This window comes from Synechococcus sp. MU1643 (assembly GCF_020514095.1).
In the GTDB taxonomy this organism is placed as follows: Bacteria; Cyanobacteriota; Cyanobacteriia; order PCC-6307; family Cyanobiaceae; genus Parasynechococcus.
Genome location: NZ_VTKY01000002.1, coordinates 211077 through 234351 on the forward strand (window position 1 = coordinate 211077; position 23275 = coordinate 234351).

Annotated in this window: 23 protein-coding genes and 2 pseudogenes; 10 read left to right on the plus strand and 15 right to left on the minus strand. The window is 63.7% G+C overall.

Features of this window, described 5'->3' with window-relative positions; all coding sequences use genetic code 11:
* Positions 1-3: 3 nt before the first annotated feature.
* From FZX09_RS05320 to FZX09_RS05335, 4 genes are read left to right on the plus strand one after another with little or no spacing between them, the layout of a single operon-like run.
* Positions 4-978, plus strand: coding sequence for an ATP-binding cassette domain-containing protein (locus FZX09_RS05320; protein ID WP_226400802.1), 975 nt, complete (start codon positions 4-6; stop codon positions 976-978).
* Complete coding sequence (locus tag FZX09_RS05325; RefSeq protein ID WP_226400804.1) at positions 978-1775, plus strand: ABC-2 family transporter protein; 798 nt, start codon at positions 978-980, stop codon at positions 1773-1775. Before FZX09_RS05320 ends, FZX09_RS05325 begins: the two co-directional genes overlap by 1 nt.
* Positions 1775-2563: an ABC transporter permease gene (locus tag FZX09_RS05330; protein ID WP_226401110.1), complete on the plus strand. Its 789-nt coding sequence runs from the start codon at positions 1775-1777 to the stop codon at positions 2561-2563. Before FZX09_RS05325 ends, FZX09_RS05330 begins: the two co-directional genes overlap by 1 nt.
* Positions 2564-2598: 35 nt before the next feature.
* A complete protein-coding gene (locus FZX09_RS05335) occupies positions 2599-3222 on the plus strand; it encodes a TVP38/TMEM64 family protein (RefSeq protein ID WP_226400806.1) in 624 nt (207 codons plus the stop codon).
* Here FZX09_RS05335 and FZX09_RS05340 read toward each other — a convergent pair.
* Genes FZX09_RS05340 through FZX09_RS05350 form a run of 3 tightly spaced genes read right to left on the minus strand, consistent with a single transcriptional unit; the run spans position 3198 to position 5834 of the window.
* Positions 3198-3383: a hypothetical protein gene (locus tag FZX09_RS05340; protein WP_226400808.1), complete on the minus strand. Its 186-nt coding sequence runs from the start codon at positions 3381-3383 to the stop codon at positions 3198-3200. The genes FZX09_RS05335 and FZX09_RS05340 overlap by 25 nt on opposite strands.
* A complete protein-coding gene (gene ligA / locus FZX09_RS05345) occupies positions 3380-5422 on the minus strand; it encodes an NAD-dependent DNA ligase LigA (RefSeq protein WP_226400810.1) in 2043 nt (680 codons plus the stop codon). Before ligA ends, FZX09_RS05340 begins: the two co-directional genes overlap by 4 nt.
* Complete coding sequence (locus FZX09_RS05350) at positions 5415-5834, minus strand: hypothetical protein (protein ID WP_226400812.1); 420 nt, start codon at positions 5832-5834, stop codon at positions 5415-5417. The genes ligA and FZX09_RS05350 overlap by 8 nt, the downstream gene beginning before the upstream one ends.
* Before the next feature lie 44 nt (positions 5835-5878).
* On the opposite strand from FZX09_RS05350, the gene FZX09_RS05355 reads away from it, so the two are divergent.
* On the plus strand, positions 5879-6454 hold the full coding sequence (locus FZX09_RS05355) for a SprT family zinc-dependent metalloprotease (protein WP_226400814.1): 576 nt from the start codon (positions 5879-5881) through the stop codon (positions 6452-6454).
* Between the two features lie 105 nt (positions 6455-6559).
* On the plus strand, positions 6560-7093 hold the full coding sequence (locus tag FZX09_RS05360) for a hypothetical protein (protein WP_226400816.1): 534 nt from the start codon (positions 6560-6562) through the stop codon (positions 7091-7093).
* Here the strand turns inward: FZX09_RS05360 and FZX09_RS05365 are convergent.
* The 7 genes from FZX09_RS05365 to FZX09_RS05395 all read right to left on the minus strand — a co-directional run bounded on the left by FZX09_RS05365 (position 7090) and on the right by FZX09_RS05395 (position 13733).
* Positions 7090-7527 carry a hypothetical protein gene (locus FZX09_RS05365; RefSeq protein WP_226400818.1) on the minus strand — a complete coding sequence of 146 codons (438 nt, stop codon included), beginning with the start codon at positions 7525-7527 and terminating at the stop codon, positions 7090-7092. The genes FZX09_RS05360 and FZX09_RS05365 overlap by 4 nt on opposite strands.
* A gap of 90 nt (positions 7528-7617) precedes the next feature.
* Positions 7618-8217 carry a chorismate lyase gene (locus FZX09_RS05370; RefSeq protein WP_226401112.1) on the minus strand — a complete coding sequence of 200 codons (600 nt, stop codon included), beginning with the start codon at positions 8215-8217 and terminating at the stop codon, positions 7618-7620.
* The gene (locus FZX09_RS05375; RefSeq protein WP_226400820.1) at positions 8214-8882 is read right to left on the minus strand and encodes a pilus assembly protein PilZ; all 669 of its coding nucleotides are present in this window, start codon (positions 8880-8882) and stop codon (positions 8214-8216) included. Before FZX09_RS05375 ends, FZX09_RS05370 begins: the two co-directional genes overlap by 4 nt.
* Positions 8883-8907: 25 nt before the next feature.
* Positions 8908-10839: a tRNA uridine-5-carboxymethylaminomethyl(34) synthesis enzyme MnmG gene (gene mnmG / locus FZX09_RS05380; RefSeq protein ID WP_226400822.1), complete on the minus strand. Its 1932-nt coding sequence runs from the start codon at positions 10837-10839 to the stop codon at positions 8908-8910.
* Positions 10840-10860: 21 nt separating this feature from the next.
* On the minus strand, positions 10861-12267 hold the full coding sequence (dnaB, locus tag FZX09_RS05385) for a replicative DNA helicase (protein ID WP_226400824.1): 1407 nt from the start codon (positions 12265-12267) through the stop codon (positions 10861-10863).
* A gap of 71 nt (positions 12268-12338) precedes the next feature.
* Complete coding sequence (rplI, locus tag FZX09_RS05390) at positions 12339-12797, minus strand: 50S ribosomal protein L9 (protein WP_226400826.1); 459 nt, start codon at positions 12795-12797, stop codon at positions 12339-12341.
* A 78-nt stretch (positions 12798-12875) separates the two neighbouring features.
* Entirely contained in the window at positions 12876-13733 is an 858-nt protein-coding gene (locus tag FZX09_RS05395) for a fatty acid desaturase (protein WP_226400828.1), read from the minus strand.
* A gap of 202 nt (positions 13734-13935) precedes the next feature.
* Here FZX09_RS05395 and FZX09_RS05400 point away from each other — a divergent pair, with 202 nt between their 5' ends.
* From FZX09_RS05400 to FZX09_RS05415, 4 genes are all read left to right on the plus strand, one after another.
* A complete protein-coding gene (locus FZX09_RS05400; protein WP_226400830.1) occupies positions 13936-15228 on the plus strand; it encodes a methionine gamma-lyase family protein in 1293 nt (430 codons plus the stop codon).
* A gap of 10 nt (positions 15229-15238) precedes the next feature.
* Positions 15239-15628 (plus strand): glycine cleavage system protein GcvH, encoded by a 390-nt coding sequence (gcvH, locus tag FZX09_RS05405; RefSeq protein WP_226400832.1) that lies wholly within the window; start codon positions 15239-15241, stop codon positions 15626-15628.
* Positions 15629-15740: 112 nt separating this feature from the next.
* Positions 15741-18554 carry an aminomethyl-transferring glycine dehydrogenase gene (gene gcvP, locus FZX09_RS05410; RefSeq protein ID WP_370624191.1) on the plus strand — a complete coding sequence of 938 codons (2814 nt, stop codon included), beginning with the start codon at positions 15741-15743 and terminating at the stop codon, positions 18552-18554.
* 129 nt (positions 18555-18683) lie between these two features.
* The gene (locus FZX09_RS05415; RefSeq protein ID WP_226400838.1) at positions 18684-18938 is read left to right on the plus strand and encodes a hypothetical protein; all 255 of its coding nucleotides are present in this window, start codon (positions 18684-18686) and stop codon (positions 18936-18938) included.
* Positions 18939-18940: 2 nt separating this feature from the next.
* Here the strand turns inward: FZX09_RS05415 and FZX09_RS05420 are convergent, their stop codons facing one another.
* The 5 genes and pseudogenes from FZX09_RS05420 to FZX09_RS05445 form a co-directional block, all read right to left on the minus strand.
* On the minus strand, positions 18941-19147 hold the full coding sequence (locus FZX09_RS05420; RefSeq protein WP_226400839.1) for a hypothetical protein: 207 nt from the start codon (positions 19145-19147) through the stop codon (positions 18941-18943).
* Positions 19148-19236: 89 nt separating this feature from the next.
* Positions 19237-19960 (minus strand): annotated as a pseudogene (locus FZX09_RS05425) (pirin family protein).
* 65 nt (positions 19961-20025) lie between these two features.
* Complete coding sequence (locus FZX09_RS05430) at positions 20026-20541, minus strand: NADPH-dependent FMN reductase (RefSeq protein ID WP_226400840.1); 516 nt, start codon at positions 20539-20541, stop codon at positions 20026-20028.
* Positions 20542-20613: 72 nt separating this feature from the next.
* Positions 20614-21328: pseudogene (locus FZX09_RS11945) on the minus strand (rubrerythrin family protein).
* A gap of 94 nt (positions 21329-21422) precedes the next feature.
* Positions 21423-23225, minus strand: a complete 1803-nt coding sequence (locus FZX09_RS05445; protein WP_226400844.1) for a diflavin flavoprotein — start codon at positions 23223-23225, stop codon at positions 21423-21425.
* Positions 23226-23275: the final 50 nt, after the last annotated feature.

A 23275-nucleotide genomic window follows, 5' to 3' on the forward strand; every position in this document is an offset into this window, starting at 1 on the left:
TCGGTGATTCAGGTTGAGGGGCTGAGCAAGATCTACCGGGTTGCCGAGAAGCAGCCCGGGTTGGCCGGCACCCTGCGCCATTTCGTCCGCCGTCGCACGCGGGATGTGACGGCTGTGCAGGACGTCTCCTTTCGGATCGAGCCCGGCGAGATGGTGGGCTTTCTCGGTGCCAACGGAGCCGGCAAAACCACCACCTTGAAGATGCTTTGCGGCTTGATCCACCCCAGCACCGGGGAGGTGCAAGTAGCGGGGCACCGGCCCCAGCGCCGTCAGGCGGATTTCCTGCGCCGGATCACCCTGGTAATGGGGCAGAAGCAGCAGCTGCTCTGGGACCTGCCGCCGATGGATTCGCTGCGGGTGAATGCTGCCGTGTATGGCATCCCGGATGGTGTGGCCCAACGGCGGATCAACGAGCTGGCCGATCTGCTGGAGCTTGGGGAGGAACTCACCCGGCCGGTGCGCAAGCTTTCCCTGGGTCAGCGGATGAAGGCCGAACTCTTGGCGGCGCTGCTGCACGAGCCAGAGGTGTTGTTCCTCGATGAACCGACCCTGGGGCTGGATGTGAATGCCCAGGCCCGGGTGCGGCAGTTCCTGGCGGAATACAACCGCCGCACGGGGGCAACGGTGTTGCTCACCAGCCACTACATGGCTGACATCACGGCGCTGTGTCCCCGAGTGCTGCTGATTCACCAGGGGCGGTTATTCCACGACGGTCCCCTTGAGGCGCTGGCTGATCAATTGGCGCCGGAGCGGGAGGTGCGGTTGGAGTTGGAATCCCCGGTGGAAGCGGATGCCTTGGCTGGGTTAGGGCGTCTGGAGCAGTTGAAGGGTTGTGATGTGCGGCTGCTAGTGCCCCGCGACCAGCTCACCGCCGTGGTGGCGCAGCTGCTGGATCGCTTGCCTGTGCGCGATCTAGATGTGACCGATCCACCGATCGAAGAACTAATCGGTGGGCTGTTCCGGCAGGGGCGCGTCTGATGCGGATCTTCGGGTTGAACCGGCGGATCATCCGGGTGCTTCTTGGCTCCCAGTACGCCCACATGCTCGAGTACCGCGCCGAGATTGCCCTTTGGGCCCTCTCTGGGGTGCTGCCCTTCATCATGCTCAGCGTCTGGAGCGGCAGTGACGCGCGATCGGGGTTGGGGCTGGATGGTGTGGCGCTGGATCGCTATTTCCTCAGCGCTTTTCTGGTGCGCCAGTTCTCGGTGGTGTGGGTGGTCTATGCCTTCGAGGAAGACGCTCTTCTAGGCCGGCTCTCGCCCTACCTGCTGCAACCGCTTCATCCGCTTTGGCGATATATGGCGGCCCACCTCGGTGAGCAGCTCACCCGTCTGCCATTCGCAGCCCTGATGGCAGCTGTGTTCTTTGCGGTGCAACCCCAGGCCTTCTGGGTGCCGTCGTTGGGGGGCTTTCTGCTGGCCTGGCTGGCCACCTGGCTGGCCTTTGCCATCGCCTTCCTGTTCCAGAGCCTGATTGCGGCCCTCTGCTTCTGGAGTGAGAAGGCCAGTGCCTTGGAGCGGCTCCAGTTCATTCCATTCCTGTTCCTTTCAGGCTTACTGGCGCCGCTCACGGCGTTCCCGCCGGCGGTGCGGGCTGTAGCCCAATGGACGCCTTTCCCATATCTGATCGACTTTCCGGCCCGGGTGCTGGCGGGCCAGCCGGTGGATCTTTGGGCGGGCTTCGGGGCGCAACTGGCTTGGATCGTCCTGCTGTTGCCGCTGGTGCTGCTGCTCTGGCGGGCCGGCGTGCGGCGCTACAGCGCCATGGGGGCCTGATGGGTCGGTACTGGCGAACCCTGCGTCGCTTCTGGGGCACGGCCGTGGCGGTGCAGCTGGAATATCAGGCCAACGTGCTGATTGAGCTGCTGGCGGTGGCGATGAGCCTCAGCGGCAGCCTGTTCCTGCTTTCGCTGTTTTATGGCCCCGATCAGACGTTGGGGGGTTGGATCTGGGCCCAGGCCCTGATGGTGCAGGGGCTCTACACGGTGTTCGACGGCATGGCCACCACCTGGTTGCGCCCGAACCTCGGGGCGATCGTTACCCATGTGCGCGAGGGCACCCTGGATTTCGTGCTGCTCAAACCGATCGACAGCCAGTTCTGGTTGTCGCTGCGCACGCTCTCGCCGGCGGGGCTGCCGGAGATCGGCCTGGGGCTGGGGCTCTTGGCCTGGGGCAGCCATCAGGCCGGTGTGGTGCTCACCTTGTCCTCACTGCTCACCGTGCTGGTGATGCTGTTGGCCGGTGGCTTGATCCTCTATTCGCTCTGGTTTCTGATCGCCGCTACCAGCATCTGGTTCGTCAAAACCTGGAATGCCACCGAGGTGTTGCGGGCCCTGCTGGCCTCCGGCCGCTATCCCCTCAACGCCTATCCGCCCGCCCTGCGCCTGCTGTTTACCCTGGTGCTGCCTGTGGCCTTTCTCACCACGGTTCCCGCACAGGTGTTGCTCGGTGAAGCCGCGGCACCAATGTTGCTCGCAGGTTCGGGGTTGGCAGTGCTGTTTTTTGCGGCGGCACGGACCTTTTGGCTTTTTGCCCTGCGCTCCTACACCTCGGCATCCAGTTAAGTGCAATGCTTCGCGCCATGCGTGGGTGATTCCGCTTGATCTCCTTGGTTCAGCATTGGCTGCCTGATGTGTCGGAGCTGCTGCGCTCCCCCGCTGGGGCGTTGCTGTTCATGCCGCTCTACGCCCTCTGGGTGACGCTGCTGCTGCCGGGGGTGTGGGCCTCAATGTTGGCCGGGGTGCTTTATGGCACCTGGCTCGGCAGTGGCCTGGTGTTTGTTGGGGCCTGCCTGGGGGCAGTGGTGGTGTTCCTTCTGGGGCGTTCGGTGCTGCGTGATTGGGCCCGGTGCCGGTTGGAGCAGCTCCCCAAGCTGCAGGCGGTGGAGCGGGCCGTCAGCAAAGAGGGGTTGAAGTTGGTTCTGCTGACGCGTCTCTCGCCCGCTTTTCCTTTTTCTCTGCTCAACCTGGCCTACGGCCTCAGTGAGGTGAGCCTGCGGGACTACAGCATCGGCTTGATCGGCATCCTCCCCGGCACGGTGTTGTTTTGCGGGTTGGGGGCGCTGGCCGGCGATGTGGCCCGTTTCGGTGAGGTGCTGGGGGGTGAGGCCGATGCCGGCACCTGGGCGCTGCGGGTGCTTGGCGTGCTCGCCACGCTGGCGGTGGTCTGGCTGGTGAGCCGGGCAGCCCGGCGGGCCCTTCAGGATGTGGAGACGTCGCTCTGATCGGGATTGGGCAGACGCCAGTCCCGCAGGGCAGCGATCAGGATGAACCAGGCCAAGCGTGCTCGAGCAATCGGGCCGGTGCGCTGCTGCAGCTCAGCCAACTTGGCCCGTCCGCAGTCGGTCTTGATCCAGCGGTGCAGGGCAGGGGGGGATTGGTTCATGGCTGCAGCATGGTTGTGAGGTCGGCTTCGCTGAGCACCGTCACCCCGAGGCTCTCGGCTTTTGTCAGTTTGCTGCCGGCAGCTTCGCCGGCCACCAGGTAGTCGGTCTTCTTGCTAACGCTGCCGCTCACCTTGCCGCCCGCCGACTCGATCAGCGCTTTGGCCCCGCTGCGGCTGAGGTTGGGGAGCGTGCCCGTGAGCACCAAGGTCTTGCCTTGCAGCACGCCGTCGGCGTCAGCTCCGGCTTGGCTTGCGGCCTCCTGCTCGGAGGCACTCGCTTCCAGGGAAAGGCCGACGCTGCGCAAGTCCTGCAGCAGCTGTTGGTTGGCGGGGGTGCGCAGCCATTGGCCAAGGCTGGCGCTGATTTCCGGGCCCATACCATGCAGTTCGGCGATCTGCTCCGGAGCCTCCAGCGCTGCTGCCGCGAGGCTGTCGATGCTGAAGAAAGCGGCCGCGAGCGCTTTGGCATTGACCTCGCCGATGTGGCGGATGCCGAGGCCGTAGAGCTGGCGGTGCCAGGGCTGCTGTTTGGAGGCCTCCAGGGCCTCCACCAGATTTGTGGCCGATTTGTCACCCATCCGATCCAGGCTGGACAGCAGGGCCGCATCCAGGCGGTAGAGATCGGCCAGCGAGCGAACCAGACCGCGGTCCACCAGTTGTTCGATCAACTTGCTGCCGAGGCCATCCACATCCAGGGCGCCTTTGCTTACCCAGTGCCGCAGGCCACCCCGCAGGATCGCCGGGCAGCTGCTGTTCACGCAGCGGGTGGCGGCTTCATCGCCCTCCCGCACCAGGTTGGAGCCACATTCGGGGCAGTGCTGCGGCAGTTGCACTGGGGTGGCGTCGCTGGGCCTGAGTTCCGGCAGCACCCGCACCACTTCAGGAATGATCTCCCCGGCTTTGCGCACCACGATGGTGTCGCCCAGATGCAGATCCAGTTCAGCGATCCGGTCGGCGTTGTGGAGGGTGGCGCGGCTGACGCTGGTGCCGGCCAGGGCCACGGCTTCGAATTCGGCGACGGGGGTGATCGCACCGGTGCGGCCCACCTGAGCGCCAACGCGCAAGAGGCGGGTGGGGGCTTCTTCGGCGGGGTATTTGAGGGCGATGGCCCAGCGCGGGGCCTTCTGGGTGAAGCCGGCTTCGTCCTGTAGCTGGAGGTCGTCCAGTTTCACCACCACGCCGTCGGTGGCATAGGGGAGGTCATGGCGACCCTGCTCCCAGTGGTTGCAGAAGCGATTGATGGCGGTGAGGTCGGCACAGAGCGCCCGGTTCGGGTTGACGCGGAAACCGGCTGTGTTCAGCCACTCCAGAGCCGCCCATTGGCCCGGGGGTTGGGCATCCCCCGGCAGGTGGAGGGTGTAAGCGAAGAAGTCGAGCCGGCGGGCGGCCACCACCTTTGGATCCAGTTGACGCAGGGTTCCGGCGCAGGCGTTGCGGGGATTGGCAAACAGCGCTTCGCCCCGTTGTTCCCGTTCGGCATTGATCGCCGCGAAGGTGGCATCAGGGATGAAGGCTTCTCCGCGCACTTCCACCCATTCCGGTGAGTTCTCCACCTGCAGGCGCAGCGGAATGGAGCTGATCGTGCGCACGTTGGCGGTGATCTCCTCACCTCGGCTTCCATCGCCCCGGGTGGCGGCCCGCTCCAATACCCCGTTGCGGTAGCTCAGAGCGAGGGCGTTGCCGTCAATTTTCAGTTCTCCCACCAGGGGCAGGCAGGTGTCGTTGGGACGGTCCAGCACCTTGAGCAGCCGCTCGTGCCAGGCCTGCAGGTCGTCGCGGTTGAAGGCGTTGTCGAGGCTGAGCATGCCCACACGGTGCTCAACGCTGGTGAATCCTTCAGCCGGAGCTCCGCCCACCCGCTGGGTGGGGCTATCGGACCGTTGCAGGCCTGGGTGGTTCTGTTCCAGCTCGAGCAGCTCGCGATAGAGGCGGTCGTAGACCGCGTCCACCATCACTGGCGCATCGAGAACGTAATAGGCGTGGCCGGCACGGTTGAGCAGTTGCCGCAGTTCCGCGGCCCGCTCGCGCGGATTAGACATTGACCCGGTTGATGCGGGCAATGCGCCAGTTGTCGTCCATCTTGGTGAACGTGAAGTCGAGGGGAAGCTCCTCGTCGCCTTCGGACTTCAATTTCACGGTGAGGATCAAATTGCCCTCCTGCATGCGGGGGCGGCCGGACTTGAGATTACGGAACTTGTTCAGCTTGAGGTCGGCCAGGAAGCGGATGAACTGCTGGCGGCTCACGTGCTGGCGGTAGACCTTGGTGGTGAGCAGGTAGGCGGCATCGATGCGGCCGGCTGCCACCTGGGTGAAGAACTGCTTGATCAGGGGGTTGATGCCGCGGGCGTCAAGCACCAATTTCACGGCGTTGTAGATCCAGTACCCCAGCAGGGTGAAACCCCCGGCCAGCAGAGATTTGCTGCCGATTTCACGCACTAGTCCCAGTTCCATCACCAGCTTTCAAAGCAGGGCCGAGTCTGACTGACCACGGCAAGATGGCGCTGATTCGGATCTCCTCCCCCCGTTCTGTGCCTTTGCAGCCCCTGCTGCCGTTGTTTCACCGCCTCAATCTGGAACACTTTGGCGGTGCGCTGGTGGATGGGGGCCAGCCGTTAACGGCGGTGCGCTGGAGCGATGGGCGGATGAGCCGTACTGCCGGTTTTTATCGTCGTGGACCTGGGGTGGGTGAAGGTCGCGGTAGTGAAATCGTGCTGTCGCGGCCGGTGCTCGAGCCGCTTCCGCAGAGCGCCACAGAAAGCACGCTCTGCCACGAGATGATCCACGCCTGGGTTGATCTGGTGCAGCGTCGTAGCGAAAGCCACGGCCCGCTTTTCCGTGCCCGGATGGCCGCTATCAATGCGGCTCAGAGCCGGTTTCAGGTGAGCATCCGCCACAGCTATCCAGTGCCGCCCCGGCCGCCCCGCTGGTTGGCGGTCTGTCCCCGTTGCGGCCGGCGCACCCCCTGCCGGAGACGCACGCGCAATGCCGCTTGCCGTGCCTGTTGCGTCGAGCACTTTCATGGCCGTTGGGATTCCAGTTGTGTGCTCAGTTACATGGAGGCGGAGGGTTAGATGGAGGTGTTCTGGTTGTCATTGGAGTGCGGCGGTGTGGTGATTGTGTTGCTGGGATTGCGGCGGGAACAGTGGTTGCGCCGCCGCCGTCGGTAACGTCGGGGGATGGAGGAGCGTTTTGATCGGTTGGATCGGTTCCGTGATCAACGGGATCGCCGTCTCGACCAGTTCTTGGAAACCGGACGTCAGTTCGTGGATGGGGTGTCCGGCCGTCGACCAGGACAACGGCTCGGAGGGCGGCGCTCCGGTTTGGATCTTGATTCAGTTGGCCGCTGGGTTGGCGAGAAAGTCGAGTGGCTTCTGGAGGAGGACGACGATTGGCAGGAGCCTTGGCAAGAAGCTGGCCGTGGCCGCCCGGAGCCTGCGCGTTCGATGCGTTCAGCCCGGCGACCCCTCGATGCGATCTCACGACGGAGCCGCCGAGGAACAACAGCTCAAGCTCCAGCGCCAACTTCAACGCCGCCTGTGGCTCAGGAGTGCAACGCAGACCAGGGGGAGTGGCCGGAAGACGACAGCTTCCGGCTGCAGCGCTGGTCGCGCTCAGCCCAGCCGGCAAAACGTCCGGAGCCCGAAGCCACTCCCAATTCCTCTGGATCTCGTAGGGCCTTGCCGCGCTCCAGCCGTCGCCGGGCCGACTAACGGCTGGGGTGCAATGAGCGTGGGCTGACCCTGTAGCGGCAGCCCCGTGCTTCCAGCTGGTGGTTCACATCCTCGAGCAGCTCTCCGGGCATCTCTTCCGCCATCTGGTCTGCGGTGGCAGTGATCGATGGCGATCCCACCTGGAGGGCCTCCAGCAGTTGGGTCCACTGCTCCACCTGCAGGCTGCGGCTCATGGGCTCATAGCCCTTGTGCTCTAGCAGCTGACTGCAAACCGAGCGGTTCCAGAGCACGGTGCGTCCCTGGCCATGGGGGCCTGTCTGCATGGCGGCATTGGCGTCGAGGGCGCTTTGGGTGGGGCGACCGCGACGGTCACGCCAGCCTTGATGCTCGAGGGTCTTGCCGCAGTGAATCGCCGAAATGCCGTAGATCCGACCGAGGTCGGTGAGGCTGAGCCAGGAGGTGGTGGCAGCCATGACACGGTGAACCGAAGTGCCCATATCTTCCTGAGAGCACAAGCGATGGCAAGTTGTCAAGAGCAAATCCCAACAAACCCGCAGGGTTTTTCATGAATTTTGTTGAAACTCCTGGCGCAGCGTTGGTCCGAGCCAGGTTTCGAGTTGCGGGCTGAACACTTCGCGAATCACGGTGAGGGCCTTGCCCTGGCGGAAGAAGCGGTAATGACGGCTCCAGTAGGGGCCGCGATGGCCAAAGGTCTGGTCCAGCCAATCCCCCTCCACCAGTGCCAAGCCGTCCACCTCGCGGAACAGCTCGGAACGCCCTTCGGTGAGGCTTTTCCAAATCGGCTGGTTGCGGTCCCGCAGGTGCCAATCCGCTTCGGCTTGGTTCCACCAGCTCTCGGCCCAGGCCAGCGGGGTGCCGCCGCAGGTCAGCCACACCTGTCGCCGCAGCAGCGGTGCCATCAATTCATTCACCTCTTTAGGTGCCCCGGGGTGGTCGGCCTGGTCGGCCTCCATGGCGATCAGATCCACGGCAACGGGCGAACCGGTGAGCAAGCGCAGGTGGCGGGTCGGGCTACCATCACCTAGCAGCATCAGCCGCCAGGGGCCGGGCAGTTGACGTGGCCCGTCCGCTGAGAGCACGGCATTGGTGGGGGCTTGCCAGAGCTGGTGCGGTGATGGGTGAAGACGGGGGGCGGGGTTCAGAACAGTCCTCCCACCGAGAGAGTTTGGCGTTGGCCGGTGCGGCTGATCAAAGCACCTCGGTCGGTAACGTCGGTGAGTACCCAACCGCTGCTGCCGATCGCTTCACCGATGCCGGCGGACACCGATCCCTGCCCCAGTTGAAAAATGGCGGAACTGCTGCCACCAGGGCCTTTCACCACACCGGTCAGTTGGGGGATGGGCCCCATCGGCGCCAATGCCTGATGGCTGCTCAGGGGCTCAACCGTCAAGGGCTGTTGAATCGGCACGGTCAGCGGTTCGAGGCTTTGGAGCGCCACGGATGCCTCCTCGCGCGTTGCTGTCTCTTCTGCGCGGCTCTCTTGAGCAGCCACTTGCTCGCGCAGCTGCTCGATCAGGGCGGCGCTTTGCTGCCGTTCCAGCTCCAAGCGGGAGCGCTGCAGGCTGCTCACTAGCCAGGCGCTGCCTATCACCCCGGTCACGGCGATGCCACTGATCAGCGGCAGCAGCCAAGTGGAGGGGGAGCGGCGCTCGCTTGGTTCGGTTGTTGGTTCGTGTACTGCCACATCCATCGGCATCAGGTGCGGCTGGCTTGGGGCAGTTGCCGTCTCACGCTCGAACACGTTGTCCATCACCTGCTCGGCCCGCAGGTTCCAGTAGGCACGTGAGGCAGGAACCCAGGCTGACACGGCCAAAAGTTTCAGGACTCCAACGCTATCGAGCTTCTGCTGTTGGGGCGAGGGTTTGGCGTTCCCGTTGCTGCAGTTCCAGCCACATCAACAGGGCGGTGATGTCGGCTTTGCTGACGCCGGGGATACGGCTGGCTTGCCCCAGGGTGCTGGGTTGAATGGCCGTGAGCTTTTCGCGTGCTTCGTTGGAGAGGGTGCCGATGCCGGCGTAGTTGAGATCGGCTGGAAGCTTGCGCTGGCTCTGGCGTTTCACCTGATCGATCTGCCGCTGCTGGCGTTGCAGGTAGCCGCTGTATTTGATGTCGATCTCAGCACCTTCGCGCACCGGCAGGGGCAAATCTGCGTCGGCCAAACCGTGGCGTACCAGATCGGCGGCGTGCATGCCGGGCCGGCGCAGCAGGTCTGCCAGGGTGATCGAGCCTTTGATCTCTGCACCGGTTTCCTCTTCCACCGCTGGGGCCGCCGGATCGCTCACCTTGAGCCGCACGGTTTCCAGCCGCTGCTTTTCGCCGTCCATCGCCTGGAGTTTGTCTTTGAACAGCTGCCAGCGGCGGTCGTCGATCAGGCCCAGTTCGCGGCCCAAAGGTGTGAGACGGCGGTCGGCGTTGTCACCCCGCAGGATCAGGCGGTATTCGCTGCGGCTGGTGAGCACCCGGTAGGGCTCGCGCAGGTCTTTGCTCACCAAATCGTCGATCATCGTGCCGGTGTAGCTGCCCTCACGGGGGAAGTGCACCGGCTCCTGGCCACCGATCAGCCGGGCCGCGTTGACGCCGGCCACCAGGCCCTGGGCGGCAGCTTCCTCATAGCCCGTGGTGCCATTGAGCTGGCCGGCACTGAATAGGCCGCGCACCCGCTTGGTTTCTAGGGAGGGTTTGAGTTGGGTGGCGGGCAAGTAGTCGTAATCCACTGAATAGGCCGGGCGCAGCATCACGGCCTGCTCCAGGCCCGGCAGGCTGCGCAGCAATTGCAGCTGGATAGGTTCCGGTAGGCCGGTGGAGAAGCCCTGCACATAGATCTCCGGCGTGTCGCGCCCCTCTGGCTCGAGGAAGATCTGGTGGCTGTCCTTGTCCGCGAAGCGAACGATCTTGTCCTCGATTGATGGACAGTAACGCGGGCCCTTGCTGTCGATCACACCGCCGTAGATGGCGGTGAGGTGCAGGTTGTCGCGAATCAGCTGATGGGTTTCGGCGGTGGTGCGGGTGATATGGCAGCTCATCTGCTCACCGCTCACCCAGGCGGCTGGGTCGAAGGAGAAGAAGCGATCGGCTGCATCGCTGGGCTGCTCCTCCAGTTGATCGAGGGCGATGCTGCGCCGGTCCACCCTGGCGGGGGTGCCGGTTTTAAGCCGGTCGGTCTGGAAGCCGAGTCGCTGCAGCGCTTCGGTGAGCCCTTCGGCGGCCTGTTCACCAGCGCGGCCGGCGGCCATCGATTGATGCCCCACCCAGATGCGGCCCCCCAGGAAGGTGCCGGCGGTGAGGATCACCGCTTCAGCGCCATAAACGCTGCCGAAATAGGTGCGGATGCCGCTGATGCGTTGCTGATCGCCTTCCCCGGTGGTTTCCAGGCCGGTCACCATCGCTTCGCGCAGGGCGAGGTTGGGGGTGTGCTGCAGCAGCTGCAGCATCTGGCGGGAATAGAGCCGCTTGTCGGTTTGGGCGCGCAGGGCCCACACCGCCGGGCCGCGGCTGGCGTTGAGGATGCGCTTTTGGATGGCGGTGGCATCGGCCAGGCGACCGATCACCCCACCGAGGGCATCCACTTCGTGGACGAGCTGGCTCTTGGCGGGACCACCGACGGCCGGGTTGCAGGGCTGCCATGCGATGCGATCGAGATTGAGGCTGAACAGGGCAGTGTTCAGGCCTAGCCTGGAGGCGGTGACTGCCGCCTCACAACCGGCATGGCCGCCGCCGACCACGATCACGTCGAAGGATTCGGTGAGGGCGACGGAGCTGCTCATGGCTCCATTATCTGAGTTGGCTCAGGCCGCCAGGTTGCGGAAGCGGGTGAACTGAGGCTCGAACAGCAACTTCACCGTGCCCACTGGCCCGTTGCGGTGCTTGGTCACGATCACTTCGGTAATGCCGCGGTCCTGTGTTTCCGGGTTGTAGTACTCGTCGCGATAGATCATCAGCACCAGGTCGGCGTCTTGCTCGATCGAGCCCGATTCCCGCAGGTCGCTCAGCATCGGTCGCTTGTTGGTGCGTGCCTCCACACCTCGGCTCAGCTGGGAGAGGGCAATCACCGGCACGTTCAGTTCCCGGGCCATCTGCTTCAGGCCCCGGGTGATACGCGACAGCTCCTGCACCCGGTTGTCGGAGCCCGAACCTTCCATCAGCTGCAGGTAGTCGATCATCACCAGCCCCAGCTCCTTGCCCTGTTCGGCCATCAGCCGCCGGCAGAGCGACCGCATCTCCAGCACGCCGGAGTTGGGTTTGTCGTCGATGAAGATCGGTAGTTGGCCCAGGCTGTTGATGCCCTGGCCGAGCAGCGGCCATTCCTCCTGCTGCAGGCGGCCGGTGCGCAGCCGTCCCGCTTCGATGCCCACTTCCATCGAGAGCAAGCGGTAGGTGAGCTGTTCCTTGCTCATTTCCAGGGAGAACAGGCACACCGGCATGTCGTGCAGCTGGGCCACGTTCTTGGCCAGGTTCAGCGCGATCGAGGTTTTGCCCATGGCCGGCCGGCCCGCCACGATGATCAGATCGCTGCGCTGCAGGCCCTGGGTCATCGCATCCAGGTCGTAGAAGTTCACCGGGATGCCTGCCACCGAGGTGCCTAGCGAACGGCTCTCGATCTCCTCAAAGGTCTGGGTGAGTATCTCGGCTGTGGGGGTGAGTCCCTTGGAAGGTTTTTCCTGGCTGATGGCAAAGATCTTCTGCTCCGCCTGGTCCAGCACCTGCTCCATTGGCAGGCTCTGATCAAAGCCCAGCTTGATCACTTCGTTGCCGGAGCGGATTAGCTGGCGGCGAAGGAACTTGTCCATCACCAGACGGGCCACCTGCTCGATCGAGGCGGTGGACGGCACTCGCTCCACCAGCTCAACCAGTCGGTTGTTGCCGCCAACCTTCTCGAGGGCGCCGGTGTCGGCCAGCCAGGCGCTCATGGCGGTGAGATCCGTCGGCTTGCCCTGGCCGTGCAGCATCAGGGCGGTCCGGAAGATCTCCCGGTGGGCGTTCAGATAAAACGCTTCAGGCTGCAGCACATCAGCGACACGCCCGATCGCATCGGGATCCAGCAGAATGCCGCCCAGCACTGCTTCCTCTGCCTCAAGGTTCTGGGGCGGAAGCGAATCGGGCAGAGCCTCAAAATTGGGCTCGTCGTCGCGGCGGCCCTGGCCAAAACCACGGCGTCCCCCATCGTTGTTTTCTGGTAGGGGGGCTCTCACCATGGCGGCAGGGCCTGAAGCGAAGGGATCACACTCTGGCTCGAATGAGCCGTTTGAGTGTCAATTGACAGGGATCAGTAGCCGACCACTTCCAGGTTGATCTCAGCGGTGACTTCGGTGTGCAGCTTCACCGTCACGGTGTACTTGCCGGTGCGGTGGATCTCAGGCACCAGGATGTCGCGGCGGTCGATCTCCTTCTTGGTGGCGGTTTCGATGGCTTCTGCCACGTCACCGTTGGTGACGGTGCCGAACAGCACGTTGTCTTCACCGGTCTGCTTCTTGACGGTGAAGCGACCAATGGTGGACAGAGCAGTCTTGAAGTCGACGGCTTCCTGCTTCAGGGCAGCCTGACGCTCAGCTTCCTTGGCCCTGCGGTGCTCCACCTGCTTCATCACCGCAGGGGTGAGGGGGATAGCCTTACCAAAGGGCAGCAGGAAGTTGCGGGCGTAACCGGGAGCAACTTCCACCAGGTCTCCGTCCTTGCCCAGGCTGAGGATGTCCTCACTCAGAACGACTTGTACACGCTTAGGCATGGGACCGGTACGAAGGATGGAGACGGGTGCGATCGACCACGTTACGACGTGGCCTGTTGTTGAAGATGGTTTCGAGCCTCAGGAGGCTCCGGGGACATAACGGGCTGTGCGGATCCGGCTGGCTAGTCCAAGCCGCTTAAGCAGGCGCACATGCTGCCAAGTGAGATCAAACTCAAACCAGCGCAAACCGTGGCGCGCACTGGCTGGATGGGCGTGGTGGTTGTTGTGCCAGCCCTCGCCAAAGGAAAGCAGCGCCACCCACCAACAGTTGCGGGACAGGTCGGGGCAGTCGAAATTGCGGTAGCCGAAAGCGTGGGTGGCGGAATTCACCAGCCAGGTCACGTGGTAGACGACCACAAGGCGCAGTGGGATGGCCCAAAGCACCAGGCCAATGCCACCGCCATGCACCTGGGCAGCTTCACCGAACCAGTAGAGCCCCAGGCCTAGGGGGATCTGCAGCAGCAGGAACCAGCGGTCGAGCCAGCGATAGAAGGGGTCGCACTGAAGATCGCCGGCGTAGCGGTCGAGTTCCCTCAGGGCAGGGATGTCATGCAGCATCCATTCGCTGTGGGCCCACCACAGGCCACGCCCAGCGTCATGGTGATCCGTGGGCTGATCTGAAAAACGGTGGTGATGGCGATGCAGACCCACCCATTCGATCGGTCCGCTCTGGCAGGCGAGGGTGCCCATCAGCACCAGGATGCGCTCAACCCATACGGGCACCACCAGGCTGCGGTGGGCCACCAGACGGTGCAGGCCCAGGGTGACGCCCAGCACCGTCATCCAATACAGAACGCCGAAGGCCACAACGCCCTGCCAGCTCCAGAAGCGCGGGAGCAGCGCCACGGTGGCGAGCACGTGCATCACCAGCATGAAACTGGTGGTTCCCGTCTTGAATTTGCGCTGACGTGCAGGCAGGGGATCGCGCGGTGCCATCACCGCGGCCCGTTGCCGAAGCTCTCGGGTGTCAGCTGTTTGCGAGGAAACCAAGCGGATTCTCCTTGGATTGACAAAGCCGCTCAGACAGGAAAACCAGGGAGCGGATGGTGCCGTTAGTGACAGAAATCTAAAGGAGTTGGCGAAAAGCAGAGGTTCGGTCGGGTTGTGAATCCTGGCTTTGGTCAGGGTTTAGGAAGGCATGACGTCCGTCAGGCAAGTGGTGATCAGTGCATTTGCAGAGGAACTGATCGACGCGGTGGCGCGGGATCAGGCCGGTCTGGCTGCAGCAAGGACGGCAGCGGTGGAGCAACGCTTGCAGCGCGTTTTGGAGGCCCTGGCAGCCGAGCGCGTTGGAACCCAGCACTTTGCGTCGCTCACTGGTTACGGCCACGGGGATCAGGGCCGTGAGGTGGTGGATCGTGTCTTTGCCCGGGTGCTTGGGGCTGAAGCCGCAGCGGTGCGCCTGCAATTCGTCAGCGGCACCCATGCCATCGCCGCAGCGTTGTTCGGTGTGTTGCGGCCCGGTGATCGTCTGCTCTCAATCACGGGCCGTCCCTACGACACCCTTGAGGAGGTGATCGGTCTTCGCGGCAAGGGCCAGGGTTCCCTGGCGGAATTCGGGGTTGCCTACGACGAAATCGATCTGCAGCCGGATGGGGCGGTCGATGAGGCGGCGTTGAGCCAAGCTTTGGAGCAGCCTTGCCGGATGGTGCTGATCCAGCGCAGCTGCGGCTACAGCTGGCGTCCGTCGGTCACGGTTGAGCAGGTCGCCGGGCTGAGTGAGCGCATCCATGCCCGCCAGCCCAACTGCGTTGTCTTTGTCGACAACTGCTACGGGGAGTTGGTGCAGGAGCAGGAGCCAACGGCGGTTGGGGCGGATCTGATCGCTGGATCGTTGATCAAGAACATTGGCGGCACCATTGCCCCCACCGGCGGCTACATCGCAGGACGGGCCGACCTGGTGGAGCAGTCCTGCTGCCGGCTAACAGCGCCGGGAATCGGCAGTGAAGGCGGCACGGGATTTGACCTGCAGCGGCTGGTGCTGCAGGGACTGTTCCTGGCGCCGCAGATGGTGTCGGAGGCCTTGATTGGCGCGGATCTGGTGGCGGGGGTGTTTGAGCGGTTGGGCTTCCCCGTGAACCCGCTGCCAGGTGCGGTGCGCAGCGATTTGATCCAGGCGGTGCGGCTGGGCAGTCCGGACGCTCTCAAAGTCGTGTGCCGTGCCTTCCAGGCGATGTCGCCCATCGGGGCCTACCTCGATCCGGTGCCAGCCTCGATGCCTGGCTATGCCTCTGATCTGGTGATGGCTGGTGGAACCTTCGTCGACGGCTCCACCAGTGAATTTTCGGCCGATGCGCCGCTGCGGGAACCTTTCAACCTTTATGTGCAGGGCGGCACCCATCGCGCCCACATCCGCTTGGCCCTGTCCCGTGCGTTGTGTGACCTCAATGCGGCAGGACTGATCAATCTCCCGCAGACTGGGACCACCTGAAACTGCGTCGATGGCGTTCGCGTTCCCCGACTCTTTTCGCTTCGCCGACAGCCACGAGTACGCCAATACCGACGGTGAGCTGGTGCGGGTGGGCATCAGTGCCTTCGCTGTTGATCAGCTGGGCGACATCGTCTTTGTGGATCTCCCGGACGTGGGCGTCAGCCTGGCGAAGGGCACCAGCTTCGGATCGGTGGAGTCGGTGAAGGCTGTGGAAGACATGTATGCACCGATTGCCGGTGAGGTGGTGCAACGCAATGAAGCGGTGCTGGCCAGTCCCGAGGAACTGCAGAACGATCCCCACGGCGAGGGCTGGTTGCTGGTGCTGCGTCCGGCGGATCCCTCTGAGCTCGACTCCTTGATGACCGCCGATGCATACGGCGCCAAGGTTAACGCCGGCTGACATCAGCACCGGAACGTCGCTTCTACGATCACCGCGTGGGCTGCTGCATTCGACGTTGATTTCTCCTTTTTCGCAGCGGCACATCGGCCCGAGCGAGGCTGAAAAAGTCCGCATGCTGAATGCTCTTGGCTACAGCGATCTGAATGAGTTCGTCGCTGATGTCGTGCCCGCTGACATCCTCGATCCAGCGCCGCCGGTCGAGGCGTTGCCGGAGGGCTGTGGGGAGTCGGAGGCCCTGCAGCAGCTGAAGCAGTTGTGCGATACCAACACGCTGCGCCGCTCCTTGATCGGGCTGGGTTACTACGGCACGGCAACCCCGGCCCTGATTCAGCGCCACGTTTTTGAGAATCCGGCCTGGTACACCGCCTACACCCCATACCAGGCGGAAATCGCCCAGGGCCGCTTGGAGGCCCTGCTCAACTTCCAAACACTGATCAGTGAGCTCACGGGCTTGCCGATTGCCAACGCGTCGCTGCTAGATGAGGCCACTGCCGCCGCAGAGGCCATGAGCCTCAGCTTCGGCGTGTGTCGTCGCCCCGAGGCGACACGGTTTTTGGTGGACGCCAATGTGCTGCCTCAAACCTGGGCGGTGCTGCAGACCCGCGCCGAACCCCTTGGCATCAGCCTTGAGCGGATCGACCCGGCTATGGCTCCGATTGATGCGTCCGTGTTCGGAGTGCTTTTGCAGTTGCCCGGAGCCGATGGATGCCTCTGGGATCCAACCGCCGTGATCGAAGCGGCCCATGCCGCCGGTGCCTTGGCAACCGTAGCCATCGATCCCTTGGCGCAGACTCTGATGGCGCCTATGGGATCCCTGGGGGCTGACATTGCCGTGGGTAGCGCCCAACGCCTTGGGGTGCCGATGGGTTTCGGTGGCCCCCATGCCGCCTTCTTCGCCACGGTTGAGGCCTACAAGCGCCAGATCCCCGGCCGTTTGGTGGGGCAATCCAAGGATGCAGAAGGCCGCTCGGCTTTGCGTTTGGCGCTGCAAACCCGTGAGCAGCACATCCGTCGCGACAAGGCCACCAGCAACATCTGCACGGCCCAGGTGCTGCTCGCAGTGATGGCCTCGTTTTTTGCTGTGCACCACGGGCCCGACGGTTTGCAGGCCATCGCCCAGCGCATTGTTTGCCTGCGCTGCCAGTTGGAGCAGGGCCTGCGGGCCCTTGGCTATCCGCTGGAGGTCGCCGATCGCTTCGACACCGTCACCGTGCACTGTGGGTCGGCACCGACTGTGCACCGTGCAGCAGCAGCGGCAGGTTTCAATCTGCGGGTCCTGCCCGATGGCGCAGCTCCGGCGGATGCCACCGGATTCGGCATCAGCCTGGATGAGCTCTCGGATCAACGGGAGCTGCAAGCCCTCCTCGCAGTGTTGGCTGAGGCCTGCGGCCAGGCGTTGCCGGAGCTTGGGGCTGAACAGCCCCCGTCCCTCTCCCTGCCGTCACGTAGCCAACCCTGGCTGAGCCAGCCGGTCTTTCATCAGTACCGCAGCGAATCAGAGCTGATGCGTTACATCCAGCGGTTGGTGAGTCGTGATCTGTCGCTCGTGCACGGGATGATCCCGTTGGGCAGCTGCACCATGAAGCTCAATGCCGCCGCTGAGCTGCAGCCGGTGAGCTGGCCTGCGTTTGCGGCACTGCATCCCTTTGCCCCAGGCGATCAGGCCCAGGGCTATCACCGTCTGGCTGATGATCTTGAGCAATGGCTGGCTGCCCTGACGGGCTTTGCCGCCGTGTCGTTGCAGCCCAATGCCGGTTCCCAGGGGGAATTCGCGGGGCTGCTTGTGATTCGCGCCTGGCATCGTTCCCGCGGTGAGGCCCATCGCGACATCTGTCTGATCCCCACCAGCGCCCATGGCACCAACCCGGCCAGTGCCGTGATGGCGGGCCTCAAGGTGGTGGCCGTGGCCTGCGATGACGAGGGCAACATCGATCAACAGGATCTGGCGGCCAAGGTCGCCCAGCACGCCGATCGTCTGGCGGCGCTGATGGTTACCTACCCCTCCACCCACGGCGTGTTTGAAACCGGCATCCGTGAGATCTGCTCGGTGGTGCATCAGCACGGTGGCCAGGTGTACCTCGATGGGGCCAACCTCAACGCCCAGGTGGGGCTGTGCAGGCCCGGTGCCTTCGGTGCCGATGTTTGCCACCTCAACCTCCACAAGACCTTCTGCATTCCCCATGGGGGTGGTGGTCCTGGAGTGGGGCCGATTGGTGTGGCGGCGCATCTGGCGCCCTTTCTGCCGGGGCATCCCTTGCAGGCCGGTGCCTCATCGGCCATCGGCCCTGTGTCTGCAGCAGCGCTCGGCAGCGCCAGCATCCTGCCGATCAGCTGGATGTACCTCCGGATGATGGGGGCGGAGGCCCTGCGGCAGGCCAGTGCCGTAGCGCTGTTGTCGGCCAACTACCTCGCCCATCGGCTCGACGCTTCGTACCCCGTGCTGTTTCGAGGCAGTACCGGGCGGGTGGCCCATGAATGCATCCTTGACCTGCGCCCGCTCAAACGGGATGCGGGGATCGATGTGGATGACATCGCTAAGCGTTTGATGGACTACGGCTTCCATGCGCCCACCGTCAGCTGGCCGGTGGCAGGGACGGTGATGGTCGAGCCCACCGAAAGCGAAAGCCTGGCGGAGCTGGATCGTTTTGCCGATGCCCTGGTAGCGATCCGCGAGGAGATTCGCGCCATTGAAACCGGCTCCAGCGATCCTGCGAACAACCCGCTCAAGCGTGCTCCCCACACCCTGGCTGCCGTGACAGCGGATCACTGGGACCGTCCCTACAGCCGTCAGCAGGCCGCCTTCCCCATGGATGGGCAACGGGAGAGCAAGGTCTGGCCCGCCGTGGCTCGGATTGACAACGCCTTTGGTGATCGCAACCTGGTGTGCACCTGTCCTTCGGTGGAAGCGGTGGCTGTGGCGGCTTGAAGCCCTGGTGTAAGGGGTTCAGAGCGTGTAAATTTTCACCGAAAACGGAAAAATTGGTTTGATTCCGTTTATCGCTCTTGCGAGTTCGGTCAAACTGTTCGACAACTGATTCGTCTGTCGGGGGACACCATGGATCGGGACAACAACAAGAAATCTGCGCTCAGCAGCATTGAAGGGCCTGCCCTTCCTCAACTTCCGGACGGTCTGGAATCGGCCTTTAATCGCGGCCACACCTTGTCAATTGAAGGAACCAATGTGGTTCGGGTTCCATTCGGTACCCGCCGTTCCCGTCGCAGCCGCCCTGAGAGGCCCGATCACTGGGCCACCTTGGTGATTCCTTTTCAACCGGTGGGCGATCCAACCCCACCACCGGCGGCGGCCTGAGTTCAGGCCACGCCGATTTCAGATTTTTCCTGGGCAAGACGCCAGTCCAGTAGGGCTTTGACGTCAGCCAGTGAGCAAGTTGGTGTGCGGAATGGCAGCAATCTCATCGGGCTGCGTTCCGGCCGCACCAGCCAGCTCCGGTTGGTTTGAGGCATCAAAAGAAAGCCGCGGTAACGAACCGAGGCCTCTTGGCCGTTAATGAATCCCATCGCTCTAGGGATTATTTGTAAGTGACACAGCTATTTCAGGGCACAAGCTCTGGTGTCTCGCGCTTGCACCAGATCTTTTCCGGATTGCTTCACGCCACAGCAAACAGCAGCACGTCAGCGCGTTCACTGGGGCTGATCATCTCGCGTTGTGTTGATGCATGCTGGATTAGTCATACCCAATCGCCTCCCCGCAGCGAATGCTCGGGTGTGCCGTTGTTGTGGAGGCTCAGCTCTCCATCAATCACCTGAATCCAGAGCGACTGCTTTTCGCCGGTTGGAAGGGCCAAATGCTGTTGGTGTTCTGGCTTGGCGCGCCACAGGCGCACGTGCTAGGCGATTGCCATCGCTTCCCCGGAAGCACTTGGCTCAATCAGAGCCGTCCAGTTGTCGCCGATCTCGAAGGGCTTCTGTTCATAGGCGGGCTTGAATGCCCAGCTGAGCAGGTTCAATCCAGATCTGCAGCAGCCTGCAAGGTGCGCCGGTTTGGTTCATTTCGCTGTGAACGATGCCGGTACCGGCACTCATCCGCTGCACCTCGCCGGCGTGCAGCACCGCGCTGTTGCCCATCGAGTCGGCATGGGTCAGGTCCCCAACCACCATCACGGTGATGCTCTCCATGTCGCGGTGGGGGTGCATGCCGAAACCTTTCCCGGCAGCGATGGTGTCGTCGTTGATGATTCGCAAGGGGCCGAAGCCCATCCAGTTCGGATCCTTATGGCTGCCGAAGGACAAGCTGTGCCATGAGTCGAGCCAGTCCAGTTGGCTGTGAAAGCGCGCGTCAGCGGGGCGCATCACGGCTTCAGGAGTGTTCATTGATGTTGCTGCAGTCGTGGTCTGTGGGCGAGGTGATAGGTGGAGAGGTGATGGTTGGGCTCGACTCAGAGCTTGAGAGGCGACATTTGCAGCAGCCGCTGCACCAGGTCGTTGATGCTGTCGTCCTGCGCTGGTTTGGCGTGGTTGCTCAGCAGCTGACGCCCCACCACCTGGGCTCCGAGGTGGGTGAGTTGGATGCGCAGCGACACCAGCAGTTCCATGCCGCCACCGCCGGAGAAGGTGGCCATGGCGATCGGCCGTCCGTTGAACAGGGATCGGAAGTCGTCGTCGGTCACCGAGAGCCAGGCAATGGCATTGGTGAGCGACGGCGGAATCGAGCCGTTGTATTCCGGGGCGCAGATCACCCAGCGTGGGGTTCGGTGCAGCTGGTCGTGCAGGGTCGCCAGGTCAGTGCCTGGCCCTGAGTCCTTCACTCGTGGCGTGAACAGGGGCAGGTCGAGCTGCGTGAGATCGGTCAGTTCGGCGCTGGCGTTCTGAGCTGCGGCGGCCTGCACGAAGCGTTCCGCCAGCTTGAGGTTTTCGCCATTGCTCGCTGTCAGAACGATGAGATCAGAGGGCATGGAGACGAAGGCTCTTTGTGGAATCGTGCAAGGTCTCGTCTGTTTTCACAACGAGACCCTTCTGCCAGGGCGTCAGGCCGCTTTCAACTCGGCTTCGCGGTAAGGAGCGAAGCTGGCTTTGCGGGCCCCGCAGATCGGGCACTGCCAATCGTCGGGAATTGCCTCGAAGGGGGTGCCTGCAGCGATGCCGGAATCCGGATCCCCCTCGGCAGGGTCGTAGATCATCGAGCACACCTCGCAGATCCACTTGTCCTGGATCGGTTGATCGGCCTGGCCTGCCGTGCCCTTGCCTTGCAGGGCCTCGAGGGCAACGCCATAGGTGTCGGCGTGATGCTGCTCGGTCGGGGTCAGCAGGCCGAAGTTCTTGGTGGCGGTGCGGAACAGGCCGGCATGCTCCTTGGATTCGCTGCTTTGATCGGCGAATTCCGCTTCGGCTCCGCTGTCCCGGTCCTGCCTGGCCTGGGCGGCGAACTCCGGATAAATCGTTGTGTATTCACTAGGTCTCGCCCTCAATCGCCAGTTCCAGGCAGCGGCTCAGGATGGACTGCTTCTCCTCGTTGCTGAGCTGCTCGGGATGGCTCAACACCAACTCAGGGTGCAGCAGACGGAAGTGGGCAAAGGCGTGTTCCGTTTCCTGCGCTGCGGTTTCACGAAACAACTTGGCCAGGTCTTTATGGCCGAGTTGTTTGGCCACCTCTGAAAAGAACAGGTATTTGCGGTTGGCCATGCTCTCGCTACCGAAAGCAGCCTCGAGGTTGGCGTGGGTGGAAGGCTTGGAAATGTCCATCGACGGCACCAGGGATCGTTCCAACAGGCTAGTTCTAACTCGTAGTGGGTATGAGTTAGCCGAGGGGTTCGGGTTGCCGGCTCAGGCTGCTAGCTCAGTAGTTGGCGCCGCTGCGGCGTTGGTGCACTGCGGTGCTGCCCTCTGCATCCAGCACGCCGCCGTGATCCACTTCGGCGTAGATCAGCCAGTGGTCGCCGCATTCCATCCGCTGGCTCACCTTCCCGTCCAGCCAGGCCAGGGCACCCGGCAGCAACGGCTGTTCGGAGGGGCTGCTCTCCAGCTCAAGGCCTGCAAAGCGATCGGCACCGGGTTCGAACGGTTGCAGGAACTGCTTCATCAGGGCGGTTTCGCGCCCTTCGGCCAGCACGTTCAAGGCGAAGCGATCGCCCTTGTGCAGCAGGGCTTCCACGGCACGGTCCTTGGCGACGGCCACGGTGATGCCGGGGGGATTGAAGCTGGCTTGACTCACCCAGCTGGCCACCATGGCCCCGCTCAGATCGGCTTTGCGTGTTGTGAGCACGCAGAGGGAGCCGATCACGCGGCCCAGGGCCAGCACCGCTGGATCGCTGCGGCTTTCGCTCAAGCCCCCTGCACTGCGCCGTTGCGCCCGCTTCTGGTTTTGCAGCAGCTGACGGGCGAAACGGGTGCCGGTTTCCTCCAGCTCCTTCACTCGGGCGGCATCCGGACTGAACTTCACCCGGATCGGCTCGAAGCCAAAGCTGAAGCCGCCATCCCGCAGCTTCGTTTCCAGCAGATCCACGGCCTCGCCGCTCCAGCCGAAGCTGCCGAACACCCCCACTGGTTTGCTGCGATCCCCCTCCGCCAACAGGGTTCCCAGGGCCGAGACGATCGGTGTGGGGGCATGGCCTCCCAGGGTGGGTGAGCCGATCAACACGGCATCGACCTGCTGGATCGTGCTCACCAGTTCATCGGCGGGGGTGAATTCGCAGTTCAAGCTGCTCACCCGGATGCCGGTGCGGCTGACCCCGCGGGCCAGGGCATCAGCAATGGCTGCGGTGTTGCCGTAGGCGCTGGCAAACAGCAGGGCCACCGTCAGGCTGGCGGTCTGCTGGCCTTCGCCCCAGCGGCGGTAGTCATTCAGGAGGCTGCGCCAACTGGCTTCAATTGCCGGGCCATGGCCCGGTGCGATGGTGCGGATGTCGAGCTCTTCGAGCCGTTCCACCAGGGCATCCACCTGACGGGCCATCGGGGCCATCAGGCAGTCATAGAAGTGACGGCGCTCTTCTTCGGTGCTGCTGCGGTTGCTTTCGGCCCAGCTGTCCGTGCAGAGATGAGCACTAAAGAACTTGTCGCTCATCAGCATGCCCAGGCTTTCCTCGAAGGCCAGCAATCCGCCTGGCCAGCGAGGAGTTGGGGCCGGCAGCAGCATCAAGCTGCGTTGATGGCTGAGGGGAAGTGTTTGCTCCTGGCGGATGACCCGCAGAGGCGGCAGATCTGGCAGCGGTGGTTGTTCGCTTGTTTCGCCGGGAGGGGCCGGCTTGCGTTGTCTCCACAGCTCCTCGATCAGCTTTGCGCCAGGGTTGGAGACGATCAGTTCCAGGCCGGCATAGGCCTCCGCCAGATCCCGCAGCAGGGCAACGCGGTTGGGGTTGACGTGGCCAACCACCACCAACAGCGGTGCGTCGCTGCTGGGCAGGGCTTCAGCAAGCACCGGCAGAAAGGCTGCGCTGTAGGCCACCCCCGGGGGGTGGACCAGCACGGCAGGGGCGCCATCTCCGGCCTCGAACAACACACTGTTGGCGGTGCTGCCCCGCTCCAGGGCGTATTCCAGTTCGAAGCGGTGCCGTTCAGGGCTCAGACCGCGCAGACCAACGACTCCATCGTCGATCGGCAGCTGGATCGTGCGACGAGTGGTTGCGGTGCTGGTCACGCTCATCTTCGAAGCCAGTCGAATGTAGGCGTGTTGTTGATGGGAGCAGCAGGCCG

Coding starts and splice junctions, on each gene's coding strand:
- FZX09_RS05330 (WP_226401110.1), top strand. CDS start 1,775: ATGGGTCGGTACTGGCGAACCCTGCGTCGCTTCTGGGGCACGGCCGTG.
- mnmG (WP_226400822.1), bottom strand. CDS start 10,839: ATGAGCAGCTCCGTCGCCCTCACCGAATCCTTCGACGTGATCGTGGTC.
- ligA (WP_226400810.1), bottom strand. CDS start 5,422: ATGTCTAATCCGCGCGAGCGGGCCGCGGAACTGCGGCAACTGCTCAAC.
- FZX09_RS05355 (WP_226400814.1), top strand. CDS start 5,879: ATGGCGCTGATTCGGATCTCCTCCCCCCGTTCTGTGCCTTTGCAGCCC.
- FZX09_RS05325 (WP_226400804.1), top strand. CDS start 978: ATGCGGATCTTCGGGTTGAACCGGCGGATCATCCGGGTGCTTCTTGGC.
- FZX09_RS05395 (WP_226400828.1), bottom strand. CDS start 13,733: ATGGCACCGCGCGATCCCCTGCCTGCACGTCAGCGCAAATTCAAGACG.
- FZX09_RS05340 (WP_226400808.1), bottom strand. CDS start 3,383: ATGAACCAATCCCCCCCTGCCCTGCACCGCTGGATCAAGACCGACTGC.
- FZX09_RS05365 (WP_226400818.1), bottom strand. CDS start 7,527: ATGGCTGCCACCACCTCCTGGCTCAGCCTCACCGACCTCGGTCGGATC.
- dnaB (WP_226400824.1), bottom strand. CDS start 12,267: ATGGTGAGAGCCCCCCTACCAGAAAACAACGATGGGGGACGCCGTGGT.
- gcvP (WP_370624191.1), top strand. CDS start 15,741: ATGCTGAATGCTCTTGGCTACAGCGATCTGAATGAGTTCGTCGCTGAT.
- FZX09_RS05445 (WP_226400844.1), bottom strand. CDS start 23,225: ATGAGCGTGACCAGCACCGCAACCACTCGTCGCACGATCCAGCTGCCG.
- FZX09_RS05360 (WP_226400816.1), top strand. CDS start 6,560: ATGGAGGAGCGTTTTGATCGGTTGGATCGGTTCCGTGATCAACGGGAT.
- rplI (WP_226400826.1), bottom strand. CDS start 12,797: ATGCCTAAGCGTGTACAAGTCGTTCTGAGTGAGGACATCCTCAGCCTG.
- FZX09_RS05350 (WP_226400812.1), bottom strand. CDS start 5,834: ATGGAACTGGGACTAGTGCGTGAAATCGGCAGCAAATCTCTGCTGGCC.
- FZX09_RS05430 (WP_226400840.1), bottom strand. CDS start 20,541: ATGCCCTCTGATCTCATCGTTCTGACAGCGAGCAATGGCGAAAACCTC.
- FZX09_RS05415 (WP_226400838.1), top strand. CDS start 18,684: ATGGATCGGGACAACAACAAGAAATCTGCGCTCAGCAGCATTGAAGGG.
- gcvH (WP_226400832.1), top strand. CDS start 15,239: ATGGCGTTCGCGTTCCCCGACTCTTTTCGCTTCGCCGACAGCCACGAG.
- FZX09_RS05420 (WP_226400839.1), bottom strand. CDS start 19,147: ATGGGATTCATTAACGGCCAAGAGGCCTCGGTTCGTTACCGCGGCTTT.
- FZX09_RS05400 (WP_226400830.1), top strand. CDS start 13,936: ATGACGTCCGTCAGGCAAGTGGTGATCAGTGCATTTGCAGAGGAACTG.